Raw genomic sequence first — 12,311 nt, 5'->3', positions numbered from 1 at the left:
TGCGCGGGCCGGCTGATAAGAACCTATGATCCAAAGCGCGTCCCCGGCCCACTATGGCCGCGCTTCGATCATGGTCTCGTCAAGTTTTTCAACCATTTGCACCACGGTCTGCGGACCGATCATGTTGATGCAAATTCCTGCGCCAGGAGGCGCGGGCCGACTACTCCCCACTTACGGCCGACATGATAGCACAGCCCAGTTAGCACCTTGCAAGCCTGGCAGCATCGCTGTACACATTACGGATACATGGCTATGCTATTCTGCTCCGCGCTTGAGACCAACATTGAAAAGATCACCATGCAAATCAAGAAAACCTTGTCTGCGGTCGTGCTATCCGCACTGATGTCGCTGGGCGTGACCGTTGCCCACGCCGACCCGCTGAGCTACGCCCGCTACGACCAGGTGCGCACCAGCGACCTGTATCTGGACCTGAAGGCCGATTTCGGCCGCAAGACCCTGTCCGGCTATGCCGAACTGACGCTGAACTGGATCGACAAGACCTCGCGCACGCTGGTACTCGACACCAAGGAACTCAATATCTCGCGCGTGCAGATATTGAACCCGAACGGCCGCTGGACCTCCACGTCGTACATGCTCGACAAGTTCGACCTGCAAAAGGGACGCGCCTTGCGCATCGCGCTGCCGTTCCAGCCGCAGAAGGTGCGCGTGTACTACCGCACCGCGCCGTCGGCCGCCGCGCTGCAATGGATGGCGCCCGCGCAGACCATGTCGGGCAAGCGTCCGTTCATGTTCAGCCAGTCGCAGGACATCAACGCCCGCTCGTGGGCGCCGGTGCAGGATACGCCTGCCGTGCGCTTTACCTACAGCGCGCGCATCGACGCGCCGACCGGCCTGCGCGTGCTGATGAGCGCCGACAACGACCCTGCCGCCACCGGCAAGGGCGGCTGGAAGTTCAAGATGACGCAGCCGATTCCATCGTACCTGCTGGCCATTGCCATCGGCGAGATCGACGTGCGCACGCTGGGCCCGCGTTCGGCCGTGTATGCCGAACCGGCGCGCATCGAAGCGGCTGCCAGCGAGCTGGCCGACACCGAGAAAATGATCGAAGCGGCCGAGAGCCTGTATGGCCCGTACCGGTGGGAGCGTTACGACATGATCGTGCTGCCGCCGTCGTTCCCGTACGGCGGCATGGAAAACCCGCGCCTGACCTTCCTCACGCCGACCATGATCGCCGGCGACAAGAGCCTGGTCGATCTGATCGCGCATGAACTGGCGCACTCGTGGTCCGGCAACCTGGTGACCAACGCCTCGTGGAAGTACATGTGGCTCAATGAGGGCTTTACCACCTACGTCACCACCCGCATCGTGGAAAAAATCTACGGCGCCGAGATCGCCGAGATGAACCTGCAAGTGGAGCAGGAAGAGGCGCTGGCGTCGCTGGCCACCATCCCCGCCGCCAAGCAGGCGCTGGCCACGCGCGGCCCGGACGTCGATCCGTCGGCGTACTCGGACGGCAGCCTGATTTATCCGAAGGGCGCCTGGTTCCTGCGCACGCTCGAGCAGCGCGCCGGCCGCGAAACGTTCGATGTGTTCCTGCGCGGCTGGTTCGATTCGCACGCATTCAAGTCGGCCACCACCGACGAATTCGTCGACTACCTGAAAAAGAACCTGCTCGACGCCCATCCCGAATACATGGCGCAGGTGGAGCTCGACGAGTGGCTGTACGGCGCCGGCATTCCGGCCAACGCCGTGCGTGCGGCCTCGCCACGCCTGGCGGCGCTGGACGAACAGCGCAACAGCTGGCTGCGCGGCGAACTACCCACGGCCGACTTGAATGGCAAGGGCTGGATCGCGCTTGAATGGATGCACTTCCTGAACGACATCGACGGCAAGGCCACGGCGGCGCAATTGCGTGACCTCGACCAGAACTTCGGCCTGGCGAAAAGCGGCAACAACGAAATCGCGTTCCGCTTCTACCTGGCTTCCGTCAAGGCTGGCTACGACGTGCGCGAACCGCTCACCAAATTCCTGATGAGCGTGGGCCGCCAGAAGTTCGTGGTGCCGCTGTACACGGCGCTGCTGAAGCAACCGGCGCAAGCCGAGTGGGCGCGCAGCGTGTACGCGAAGGCGCGCGACCATTACCACCCGGTGACGCAGGCATCGGTCGATAAACAGTTCAAGAAATAAGCCGATGAAGATTGTTCGTTTGTTCAATGCCAGCGCGATGGCGCTCGCGCTGGTGGCGCTCGGCGCCGCCGTTCCCGTGCTGGCGGCGCCGGCAACTGCCGCGACCAAGGCCGCGCCGGTCCCCGCCTACAACCTCGACGCCGACGTCAACCTGGCATTGAAGACGTTCGATGTGCCGGGCATCGCGATTGCCATCGTCAAGGACGGCAAAGTCGTGGCCACCAGGGGTTACGGTGTGCGCAAGCTGGGCGAACCCGCGCCGGTGGACGGCAAGACGCTGTTCGAGGTGGCGTCGAACTCCAAGGGCTTCACCGCCGCCGCGCTGGCCATGCTGGTCGATGAAGGAAAACTCAAATGGGACGACCCGGTGACCATGCACCTGCCGGGCTTCCAGATGTACGACTCGTACGTGACCGGCGTGATGACCATCCGCGACCTGCTCACCCACCGCAGCGGCCTGGGGCTCGGCGCCGGCGACTTGCTGTGGTGGCCGAGCACCGCGTTCTCCACCGACGAGATCATCGCCAGGCTCCGGCACGTCAAGCCGGCGACCAGCTTCCGCAACAGCTACGCGTACGACAACCTGCTCTACATCGTGGCCGGCAAGATCATCGCCGAAAAAGACGGCAAGACCTGGGGCCAGGCTATCCACGACCGCATCCTGGCGCCATTGGGCATGAACGGCACCAAGACCAGCGTGGCCGAGATGCTGGCGACCGACAACCACTCGGCGCCGCACAGCCTGATCGATGGCAAGGCGGCCGTGGTCAAGCCGATGCCGGTGCCGAACGCCGACGGCGCGGTGGGCATCGACACCAATGCCGAGGACCTGGCGCGCTGGATGATCACGCTCATGAACCAGGGCAAAGGCGCGGACGGCAAGCAGCTGATCAGCGCCAGGCAGGTCGAGGAGTTGTGGAGCCAGCAAACGCCGATGCGCATCCGCGAACCGAAACCGGCGCTCGCTGCCACCAAGCCCAATTTCGCCGCCTATGGCCTGGGCTTCTCGCTGCGCGATTACAAGGGCCGCAAGATCGCCATGCACGGCGGTGCGCTGCAGGGCTTTTACTCGACGGTGCTGATGGTGCCGGAAGAAAAGCTGGGCATCGCCATTTTGACCAACGCCGAAAACAGCCCGGCCATGGCGGCGCTGTACTGGCGCATCCTGGACCAGTACCTGAAGGTGCCGGCCAGCGACTGGATCAAGCTGTACGCGGACCAGCAGGCGGCAACGCGCCAGGAAGAGCTTGAGCGCCAGGCCAAGGCCACCACGGCGCGCGCGGCGCAGTCGCAGCCATCGCTGCCGCTGGCGGCGTATGACGGCGAGTACGAGGATGCCTGGTACGGCGTGGCGACCATCGGCGAAGAAAACGGCAAACGCATCATGCGGTTTACGCGCACGCCGGATCTGACGGGGGAACTCGAGCACTTCCAGCACGACACCTTCATCGTGCGCTGGAAAGAGCGCAACTTCAATGCCGACGCCTATGTGACGTTCTCGCTCAACCCGGATGCCAGCATCGACCGCATGAAGATGGCGCCGATATCGACCGAGACCGATTTCAGCTACGACTTCCAGGACCTGGAGTTCAAGCCGAAGGCGAAGAAGTAACCCTAGCGGGCCAGCGCCGCATCCTGTCGCAGCAGCTGCGACATGTACTGCGGCGTGATCCCGAGGAACGACGCCACCACCTTCTGCGAAATGCGCTGCTCGAGGCCCGGGTAGTCGCGGCGAAACGCTTCGAGCCGGCCCTGGGCCGGGCACACGCTCAGGTACAGGCGGCGGCTCTGGTCCATGATGCCGCATTCCGACACCTTGAGGTAGTAATCGCGCAGTACCGGGTGCTGCTCGGCCAGCGCCCACAGCGCGCGCCAGTCGAAGCGGTATGCCTGCACCGCGGTTTCCGCCACCACGAAATTATGTGCCGGGGCGTTGCCCATGGCGCGCAGCACGTCGTCGTGCGCCACGGCCAGGTGGCCGTCGGTGCGGAAATACAGCGTCACCTCGTTGCCGTTGTCGGGCAAGAAGCCGGCGCGCGCCACGCCGCTGTGCAGCCAGTGGATGTACTGCACCACTTCGCCGCTGCGCTGCAATTGTTCGCCCTTGCGCACGCTGACATGCGTGGCCAGTGGCGCCATCAGGCGCGAAATTTCGTCGTACATTTCAGGGGATACCCGAAAACGCTCGGCGAGCACTTGCCGGTATTTTGCCCGGTGATCTAGGAATGCCTGGTTCATATTCTATGGCGCGGCCGGGGTAGCCGGCATTGGTGTGATGGGTCTTTCGCTGGGTGGGTAGCAAAAAGGCAGCCAGCAGTGTAAACCTTTTTTGAGTCAAAAGTGCAAATATCGTTGCGATTTAGCATTAATTCCCCAGCGTGGGCAATGACCAAGAGTATCGCCTGAAACCAGGTGAAATCGGGGCAGGCACGCTGCCCCGGCGCCGCACCAAACATCCTGTTTTGCTAGTCACTAAAGGCGCCGTTTCAAGGTTGTGAGTCTGCAACAGCTGCCTGCAGCGCCCCGTCCGTTTCAAAATTTTAAGCAACATTTACCAGGCATTGCGCTAGAGTGGGACCTCGGCGCCCCCCTTTTGAGGCGCTGGCTGCCGGAGCGGGGTGCCATCGCGTGAAGACGATTTTCGGAGTCGAAGCAAGCTTCAAACAACTGTTTGCGCCGTTTGCGCTGGCAGCGGCGGGTGGTGCGGGCACCATCGTGGCTGGCTGGACCGCATGGGGCTGGTACACCGTGTTGTGGGCTGCGCTGCTGGTGGCCGGCGCCGCATGGTGCGCGTTCGGACCGGCGGCGGGCGGCCAGGCGCCCGGCGGCGACAGCATGATAGGGCGCTACCTGCACGGGCGCGACGCGTTCGGCGCGGCGGTGCTGCCGGTGTGGAGCCGCCACATGGAAAACTCGCGCACGCAAATGGAAGACGCGGTGGCCGACCTGGCCACCCGCTTTTCGAGCATTGTCGATAAGCTCGACCACGCGCTGCATGTCTCCAGCCTCGAAGGGAACCAGGGCGGGCAATCGATGACGGCCGTGTTCTCGCACAGCGCCTCGCAACTGGCGTCCGTGGTGGCGTCGATGAAGTCGGCCATGCAGTCCAAGCAGGCCATGCTGGGACAGATCCGCGACCTGGAACGCTTTACCCGCGAGCTGCGCGACATGGCCGAAGGCGTGGCCAGCATCGCCGCCCAGACCAACCTGCTGGCGCTGAACGCCGCCATCGAGGCCGCGCGCGCCGGTCCCGCCGGCGCCGGCTTCGCGGTGGTGGCGCAGGAGGTGCGCCACCTGTCGAGCCGCTCGGCCGAGACGGGCCGCAATATCGCGCAGCGCGTGGGCCAGATCAGCAGCGCCATCCTGGCCGCCAGCCAGGCCGCCGAGGCGTCCAGCGACGCCGAAGACCAGAGCATGCAGTCGGCCGAAGGCATGATCGACTCGGTGCTGGCCGACTTCCGCACCATGACCGACGCGCTGGTGCAATCGTCCGACCTGCTCAAGCAGGAAAGCATCGCCATCCAGGGCGAAGTGGGCGAGGCGCTGGTGCAGCTGCAATTCCAGGACCGCGTGAGCCAGGTGATGTCGCACGTGCGCGAAAACCTCGCGCTGATGCCGACGGTGCTGGAAGAAAACCGCCGCCATTTCGAGGCCACCGGCGAACTGCTGGCGCCCGACCCGGCGCCGCTGCTCGACGCGTTGAAAAGCACCTACGCCATGGCCGAGGAACACGCGGTGCACAGCGGCTCGCGCCACGTGGCGCCCAAGGCGGCGGATGCCGACGAGATCACTTTTTTCTAGAACGGGGTAAAACAGCATGGCAAAGACGATACTGGTGGTTGACGATTCGGCCTCGCTGCGCCAGGTGGTGGGCATCGCGCTCAAGGGCGCGGGCTACGACGTGATCGAAGGCCGCGACGGCGCCGACGCGCTCAACAGGTGCACGGGCCAGAAGATCCACCTGGTCGTGTGCGACGTGAACATGCCCAACATGGACGGCATCACGTTTGTCAAAGAGTTCAAGAAGCTGGCCAGCTACCGGTTTACGCCGGTGATCATGCTGACCACCGAATCGCAGGAAAGTAAAAAGGAGGAGGGCAAGGCTGCCGGCGCCAAGGCGTGGGTGGTCAAGCCGTTCAAGCCCGAGGTGCTGCTGGGCGCCGTCGCCAAGCTGGTGCTGCCGTGAGCGATATCGGCCACCTGGCCTGGGGCGGCGAGATCAACATCTACCGCGCCGCCGATCTAAAGCTTGAAGTCCTTCATGCGCTGCGCGCAGCGCCGGTGCTGGAAATCGACCTGGCCGGCGTGACCGAACTCGATACGGCAGGCTTGCAGGTGCTGATGCTGGCCAAGCGCACCGCGACCATCGAGCAGCGCGAACTGCGGCTGCGCAACCACAGCCCGGCCGTGGTGGACGTGGTGGAGATGCTGAACCTGGGCGCGTTCTTCGGCGACGCCGTGCTGATTCACAGTTGAGGAGCAGGCGATGAACCTGGACCAGGCGCTGCAAACCTTCATCACCGAAAGCCGCGAGCTGCTGGCCGACATGGAACACGCGCTGCTCAATATCGACCTGTCCCAGGATTTGGATGACCAGGGCGAGGCGATCAACGCCATCTTCCGCGCCGCTCACACCATCAAGGGGTCGGCCGGCCTGTTCAGCCTTGATCACATGGTGGCGTTCACCCACGTGGTGGAAAGCCTGCTCGACGCCGTGCGCGATGGCCGCGCGGTGATCGACGACGACATGGTGGCGCTGCTGCTGGCCTGCTGCGACCATCTGTCGAGCATGACCGACGGTCTGGCGGCTGGCCAATACGAGGCCGACCCGGACACCGCACCCGAGGGCGAACGCCTGCTGCAGCAGCTGCGGCGGCGCATGGGCGCAGGTGACGAACCGGCGCAATCGCTGGCGGAGCAGTCACTGACAGTGCAGCCGGAGCCGGACGTGGAGCGCATGGGCCAGGCGGCCGGTGATGGCGACAGCGACTACTGGCATATCTCGCTGCGGTTCGGTGCCGGCGTGCTGCAAAACGGCATGGACCCGATCGCGTTCCTGCGCTACCTGGCCCGGTTGGGCCGCATTGCCGGCATGGCCACCGTGGCCGATGCGCTGCCGGCGGCCGACGAGATGGACGCGGAACTCTGTTATCTCGGCTTCGAGATCGCCTTCGAGAGCACGGCTGACCGCGCGGCGATCCTGGGCGTGTTCGAATTCGTGCAGGACGACTGCGAGATCCGCCTCGTCGCGCCGCGCGGCAAGGTGTCCGAGTACGTGGAACTGATCCGCGCGCTGCCGGAAAACCCGGCCCGGCTGGGCGAAATGCTGGTGCAGTGCGGCAGCGTGACAGCAGCGGAGCTGGCAGCGGCGCTGGCGCAGCAGTCGCAGCAATCGCTACACCCGGAGGTGCAGGGGGACGCGGGCGCGCAGCCGGCGCAGGAGGCCCCGCAGCGCCTGGGCAGCATCCTGGTCGCTGCCGGCCAGGTGGCGCCGGCGGTGGTGGAGGCGGCACTCACGCGGCAAAAGCAGGTGGTCGAACAAAAGGCGCAGGAAAACCGCTCGATCCGGGTCGATTCCGACAAGCTCGATCGGCTGATCGACCTGGTGGGCGAATTGATCATCGCCGGCGCGCGCACCAGCGTGATCGGCCAGCGCCTGCACAACGCCGAGCTGCTGGAAGCGACATCCACGGTGTCGAACCTGGTGGAGCAGGTGCGCGACGCCGCGCTGGAACTGCGCATGGTGAAAATCGGCGCCACCTTCAACCGCTTCCAGCGCGTGGTGCACGACGTGGCGCGCGAGCTGGGCAAGGACATCGGCCTGGCGGTCGATGGCGAGGACGCGGAGCTCGATAAAACGGTGGTGGAAAAAATCGGCGACCCGCTGATGCACCTGGTGCGCAACGCCATGGACCACGGCATCGAGCCGGCCGCCGTGCGCGTGGCTGCCGGCAAACCGGCGCGCGGCATGATCACGCTGAACGCCTTCCACGAATCGGGCAGCATCGTGATCGAAGTGAGCGACGACGGCGGCGGCCTGCGCAAGGAGAAAATCCTGGCCAAGGCCATCGAGCGCGGCCTGGTGGACCCGGAGCGCAAGCTCACCGATGCCGAAATCTACAACCTGATTTTCGAAGCCGGCTTTTCCACCGCCGAGACGATTACCAACCTGTCCGGGCGCGGGGTGGGCATGGATGTCGTCAAGCGCAACATCACCGCGCTGCGCGGCAGCGTCGATGTCCGCAGCGTCGAAGGTCAGGGCGCCACCGTGACCGTGCGCCTGCCGCTCACGCTGGCCATCATCGACGGCTTCCTGGTGCAGGTGGGATCGTCCGTGTTCGTGATCCCGCTCGACACCATCGAGGAGTGTATCGAGTTTGCCGCCGAACCGGGGCAGGATTACAGCAACCTGCGCGGCCAGGTGCTGCCATTCATCCGCCTGCGCGCGCTGTTCCATATCGCCGGCGCGCCCACGCGGCGCGAGAGCATCGTGGTGCTCCGCTTCGGCAAGGTGCGCGCGGGGCTGGTGGTCGATACGCTGCTCGGCGAATTCCAGACCGTGATCAAGCCGCTCAGTCCCATCTTCAGCGAAGTGCGCTGCATCAGCGGCTCCACCATCCTCGGCAGCGGCGACGTGGCGCTGATACTCGACGTCGGTGCGCTGCTGCAGGCCGTGGATGGCCGTGGCGCCGCCGCCCCGGCATTGGCTGCCCTGGCCGTCTGATGGAGAACACCGCCATGAATCTTGCCATCACCAAGCACGGCGCCGAGCCGCTGCCCACCCAGTACCTGACCTTCCTGCTGGGCGAGGAGCGGTTCGCGGTCGGCATCCTGCATGTCAAGGAAATCATCGAATACGCGGGCACCGCCACCGTGCCGATGATGCCTGACTGCGTGCGCGGCGTGATCAACCTGCGCGGCGCGGTGGTGCCGGTGATCGACCTGTCGGCGCGCTTCGGGCGCGGCGTGGCGGCCATCGGCAAGCGCACGTCGATCATCATCGCCGAGATCGACGATGGCGAAGGCAAGCAGGTGCTGGGCATGATGGTCGATGCGGTGAACGCGGTGGTGGAAATCGAACCGGCCGACATCGAGGCGGCGCCGCCGTTCGGGGCCCGTATCCGCGCCGACTTCATCGCCGGCATTGCCAAGTGCCAGGGGCGCTTCGTGATCCTGCTGGCGCTCGAGCGCGTGCTGTCCACCGGCGAGGTGGTGGAGCTCTCGCGCCATGCCGTGCCGCTGGCCACGGCCAGTTCGCGTGCCGGCCCATGACAGCAGCAGCCCTGACCGACCGCGAATTCTCCCAGTTCCAGCGCTTTATTTACGACGCCGCCGGTATCAGCATGTCGGACGGCAAACAGGCGCTGGTGAGCGGGCGCCTGGCCAAGCGCCTGGCGCACCACCGGCTGGCCAGTTACGGCGACTATTTGCGGCTGCTGCAAAGCCGCAGTGACCCGGCCGAGCTGCAAGTGGCGATCGACCTGCTCACCACCAACGAGACCTATTTTTTCCGCGAACCTAAGCACTTCCAGCTGCTGCGTCAACTGGCGGAAGACGCGCGCGATCGCGAACGGGGCCGCGGGCTGCGTGTGTGGAGCGCGGCCAGCTCCAGCGGCGAGGAAGCGTACAGCATCGCCATGGTGCTGGCCGACGTGCTGGGCGACGTCGCCTGGGAAGTGCTGGGCACCGACATCAGCGCCCGCGTGCTGCAACGGGCGCGCAACGGCCACTATCCGCTCGAACGCGCCAGCCAGATGCCGATCGGCTATCTGAAGCGTTTTTGCCTGCGGGGCCAGGGCAGCGAGGAGGGCACCATGCTGATCGAGCGCCCGCTGCGCCAGCGGGTACAATTCCAGCAGGTAAACCTGAACCAGGCGCTGCCCGCATTGGGCCAGTTCGACGTGATCTTCCTGCGGAATGTAATGATCTATTTTAATCTCGATACCAAGCGCCAGGTGGTGGCGCGCCTGCTGGCGCTGTTGCGGCCCGGAGGCCATTTCCTGATCGGGCACTCGGAAACCCTGAACGACATCAACGACACGCTGTCGATGGTGGCGCCATCGGTGTACCGCAAGGACAAGCAATGAGTGACATCAAGGTCATGATCGTCGACGATTCGGCCGTGGTGCGGCAGGTGCTCAGCGGCCTGCTCAACGCCGCGCCGGGCATCACCGTCACCTATGCCGTAGCCAACCCGCTGCTGGCGATCGAGCGCATGAAGATGCAGTGGCCCGACGTCATCGTGCTCGATGTCGAAATGCCGAAGATGGACGGCATCTCGTTCCTGCGCAAGATCATGGCCGAGCGACCCACGCCCGTGGTGATCTGCTCCACGCTCACCGAGAAGGGCGCGCAGACATCGGTCGAAGCCTTGACCGCTGGCGCCGTGGCCGTCATCACCAAGCCGCGCCTGGACCTCAAGCAGTTTTTGTACGACAGCTCGGACGAACTGGTATCGGCCGTGCGCACGGCCGCCGGCGCCCACGTGGTCAAGTCCGCGTACCATGCGCCGCTGCCGCCATTGCCACCGGTGACCGCCAAGCTCAATGCGGATGCGGTGCTGTCGCTGGGCGATACGCGACCCATGACCGCGACCACCGAGCGGATCGTGGCGATCGGCACCTCCACCGGCGGCACCCAGGCGCTGGAAGAAGTGCTTACGTCGCTGCCGCGTGTTTGCCCCGGCATCGTGGTGGTGCAGCACATGCCTGAAAAATTCACCGCCGCCTTTGCCGCGCGGCTCGATAGCGTATGCGAGGTGCGCGTCAAGGAAGCGGCCAATAACGACCGCGTGCTGCAAGGCCAGGTGCTGATCGCGCCCGGCGGCAAACACATGCTCCTGCGCCGCAATGGGGCACAGTATTTTGTCGAGGTGGTCGATGGACCGCTGGTCAATCGCCACCGGCCGTCGGTGGACGTGCTGTTCCGCTCGACCGCGCGCGCGGCCGGCGCCAATGCGCTGGGCGTGATCATGACGGGGATGGGGGACGACGGCGCAGCAGGCCTGCTGGAAATGCTCAAGGCGGGCGCGCGCACCGTGGCGCAGGACGAGGCGTCGTGCGTGGTGTACGGCATGCCGAAGGAGGCGGTCAAGCGCGGGGCGGTGGAAAAGTCGGTGCCGTTGACGGCAATCTACCGCGAGATCTTGCAGCAGCTAGGCTGAGGAGGCCGGGGCGCATCCCCGGCCGGCATAACACTTACGGCTTGACGAATTTGAGCGTCATGCGATCGCTCTCGCCGATGGCCTGGTACCTGGCGCGGTCTTCATCCTTGTTGGTGAAGGTGGGCGGCAGTGCCCACACGCCGTTCTTGTGGTCTGCCGTGTCCTTGGGATTGGCATTGATCTCCGACTTGGCGGCCAGCTTGAAGCCTGCCGCTTCGGCCAGGCCGATCACGTACTTCTCGTGCATGTAGCCGCTGCTGGCAGTGGCGTCCTGGGTTTTGGAGGCCGGCAGGCGGTGCTCCACCACGCCGAATACGCCGCCCGGTTTCAGGCTGTCGTACACGCTGGTAAACAGCGCCTTGAGGTTGTCCGGGCCGGTCGGAATCCAGTTGTGGATGTTGCGGAACGTGAGCACCATGTCGACGCTGTTATTTGGTGCGAATTCGTATTTGCGCGGCGGCGAGAACACGCCCAGCGCCACCTTGTTGTACACGGCCGGATTGGCGTTCAGGCGCTCCATGAAGCGCTCGGCGCCCTTGCGTTCGCGCTCGTTGGGCGACGCCAGGTCGTTGCCGGCGGCGATCAGCTTGCCGTTGTCGCGCAGGTACGGCGCCAGTATCTCGGTGTACCAGCCAGCGCCCGGCGACAGTTCCACCACCGTCATGTTCGGGCGAATGCCGAAGAAGGCCAGGGTCTCGTAAGGATGGCGGGCGGCGTCGCGCTGCACGTTGGCGGGCGTGCGCGAGCTGGCGCCGATGGCGTCCTTGAGCTTCGCATCCACCGCCTGCGCCGAGGCGCCAGCGGCGGCGAACAGCGTGGTGCAGGCCAGAGCGGCCACGAGGTATTTCTTCATACTCGGTCTCCTGAGGGTTCAATGGCGGCGCCGTGCGGCCGCCCTGCGCGATCATGGGCGAGGACCGCACGCAGGTCAAGCGAATCGGCTCCAGCGTGAAAATCGCGCAAGTGTGGCGCCGCTTGTAACGCAGTGTATCGCTGTGGC

The 12,311-nt window shown here is 65.1% G+C and carries 11 protein-coding genes and 1 riboswitch; of the genes, 9 read left to right on the top strand and 2 right to left on the bottom strand.

The window, feature by feature from the left end; translation table 11 throughout:
• Window positions 1-10 precede the first annotated feature (10 nt).
• Window positions 11-181: riboswitch (yybP-ykoY riboswitch) on the bottom strand.
• A gap of 116 nt (window positions 182-297) precedes the next feature.
• Window positions 298-2,148 (top strand): M1 family metallopeptidase, encoded by a 1,851-nt coding sequence (locus tag ASF04_RS08205; RefSeq protein WP_056139869.1) that lies wholly within the window; start codon window positions 298-300, stop codon window positions 2,146-2,148.
• A 4-nt stretch (window positions 2,149-2,152) separates the two neighbouring features.
• Window positions 2,153-3,760, top strand: coding sequence for a serine hydrolase (locus ASF04_RS08200; protein ID WP_056139838.1), 1,608 nt, complete (start codon window positions 2,153-2,155; stop codon window positions 3,758-3,760).
• A 2-nt stretch (window positions 3,761-3,762) separates the two neighbouring features.
• On the opposite strand, the gene ASF04_RS08195 is transcribed toward ASF04_RS08200, so the two are convergent.
• Window positions 3,763-4,311: a Crp/Fnr family transcriptional regulator gene (locus tag ASF04_RS08195; protein WP_056139836.1), complete on the bottom strand. Its 549-nt coding sequence runs from the start codon at window positions 4,309-4,311 to the stop codon at window positions 3,763-3,765.
• A 465-nt stretch (window positions 4,312-4,776) separates the two neighbouring features.
• Here ASF04_RS08195 and ASF04_RS08190 point away from each other — a divergent pair, with 465 nt between their 5' ends.
• Genes ASF04_RS08190 through ASF04_RS08160 form a run of 7 tightly spaced genes read left to right on the top strand, consistent with a single transcriptional unit; the run spans window position 4,777 to window position 11,311 of the window.
• Window positions 4,777-5,949 carry a methyl-accepting chemotaxis protein gene (locus ASF04_RS08190; RefSeq protein ID WP_056139833.1) on the top strand — a complete coding sequence of 391 codons (1,173 nt, stop codon included), beginning with the start codon at window positions 4,777-4,779 and terminating at the stop codon, window positions 5,947-5,949.
• Window positions 5,950-5,965: 16 nt separating this feature from the next.
• Window positions 5,966-6,334 (top strand): response regulator, encoded by a 369-nt coding sequence (locus ASF04_RS08185; protein ID WP_056139830.1) that lies wholly within the window; start codon window positions 5,966-5,968, stop codon window positions 6,332-6,334.
• Window positions 6,331-6,624, top strand: coding sequence for a lipid asymmetry maintenance protein MlaB (locus ASF04_RS08180; protein ID WP_056139827.1), 294 nt, complete (start codon window positions 6,331-6,333; stop codon window positions 6,622-6,624). Before ASF04_RS08185 ends, ASF04_RS08180 begins: the two co-directional genes overlap by 4 nt.
• Window positions 6,625-6,634: 10 nt before the next feature.
• Window positions 6,635-8,872, top strand: coding sequence for a chemotaxis protein CheA (locus ASF04_RS08175; protein WP_056139825.1), 2,238 nt, complete (start codon window positions 6,635-6,637; stop codon window positions 8,870-8,872).
• Window positions 8,873-8,886: 14 nt separating this feature from the next.
• Window positions 8,887-9,420 carry a chemotaxis protein CheW gene (locus tag ASF04_RS08170; RefSeq protein WP_229204963.1) on the top strand — a complete coding sequence of 178 codons (534 nt, stop codon included), beginning with the start codon at window positions 8,887-8,889 and terminating at the stop codon, window positions 9,418-9,420.
• Window positions 9,417-10,235 carry a protein-glutamate O-methyltransferase CheR gene (locus ASF04_RS08165; RefSeq protein WP_056139819.1) on the top strand — a complete coding sequence of 273 codons (819 nt, stop codon included), beginning with the start codon at window positions 9,417-9,419 and terminating at the stop codon, window positions 10,233-10,235. The genes ASF04_RS08170 and ASF04_RS08165 overlap by 4 nt, the downstream gene beginning before the upstream one ends.
• A complete protein-coding gene (locus tag ASF04_RS08160; RefSeq protein ID WP_056139816.1) occupies window positions 10,232-11,311 on the top strand; it encodes a chemotaxis response regulator protein-glutamate methylesterase in 1,080 nt (359 codons plus the stop codon). Before ASF04_RS08165 ends, ASF04_RS08160 begins: the two co-directional genes overlap by 4 nt.
• A 34-nt stretch (window positions 11,312-11,345) precedes the next feature.
• Here the strand turns inward: ASF04_RS08160 and ASF04_RS08155 are convergent, their stop codons facing one another.
• On the bottom strand, window positions 11,346-12,164 hold the full coding sequence (locus ASF04_RS08155) for a class I SAM-dependent methyltransferase (protein WP_056139814.1): 819 nt from the start codon (window positions 12,162-12,164) through the stop codon (window positions 11,346-11,348).
• Window positions 12,165-12,311: the final 147 nt, after the last annotated feature.

This window comes from Duganella sp. Leaf61 (genome assembly GCF_001421905.1).
Classification (GTDB): Bacteria; Pseudomonadota; Gammaproteobacteria; order Burkholderiales; family Burkholderiaceae_D; genus Rugamonas; species Rugamonas zoogloeoides.
This window is presented reverse-complemented; position numbering and strand designations above follow the sequence as displayed.

What these genes read in the sequence shown, in the direction of transcription:
- ASF04_RS08155 (WP_056139814.1), bottom strand. Translation starts at nt 12,164, where the DNA reads ATGAAGAAATACCTCGTGGCCGCTCTGGCCTGCACCACGCTGTTCGCC.
- ASF04_RS08200 (WP_056139838.1), top strand. Translation starts at nt 2,153, where the DNA reads ATGAAGATTGTTCGTTTGTTCAATGCCAGCGCGATGGCGCTCGCGCTG.
- ASF04_RS08170 (WP_229204963.1), top strand. Translation starts at nt 8,887, where the DNA reads ATGAATCTTGCCATCACCAAGCACGGCGCCGAGCCGCTGCCCACCCAG.
- ASF04_RS08195 (WP_056139836.1), bottom strand. Translation starts at nt 4,311, where the DNA reads ATGTACGACGAAATTTCGCGCCTGATGGCGCCACTGGCCACGCATGTC.
- ASF04_RS08160 (WP_056139816.1), top strand. Translation starts at nt 10,232, where the DNA reads ATGAGTGACATCAAGGTCATGATCGTCGACGATTCGGCCGTGGTGCGG.
- ASF04_RS08205 (WP_056139869.1), top strand. Translation starts at nt 298, where the DNA reads ATGCAAATCAAGAAAACCTTGTCTGCGGTCGTGCTATCCGCACTGATG.
- ASF04_RS08165 (WP_056139819.1), top strand. Translation starts at nt 9,417, where the DNA reads ATGACAGCAGCAGCCCTGACCGACCGCGAATTCTCCCAGTTCCAGCGC.
- ASF04_RS08175 (WP_056139825.1), top strand. Translation starts at nt 6,635, where the DNA reads ATGAACCTGGACCAGGCGCTGCAAACCTTCATCACCGAAAGCCGCGAG.
- ASF04_RS08185 (WP_056139830.1), top strand. Translation starts at nt 5,966, where the DNA reads ATGGCAAAGACGATACTGGTGGTTGACGATTCGGCCTCGCTGCGCCAG.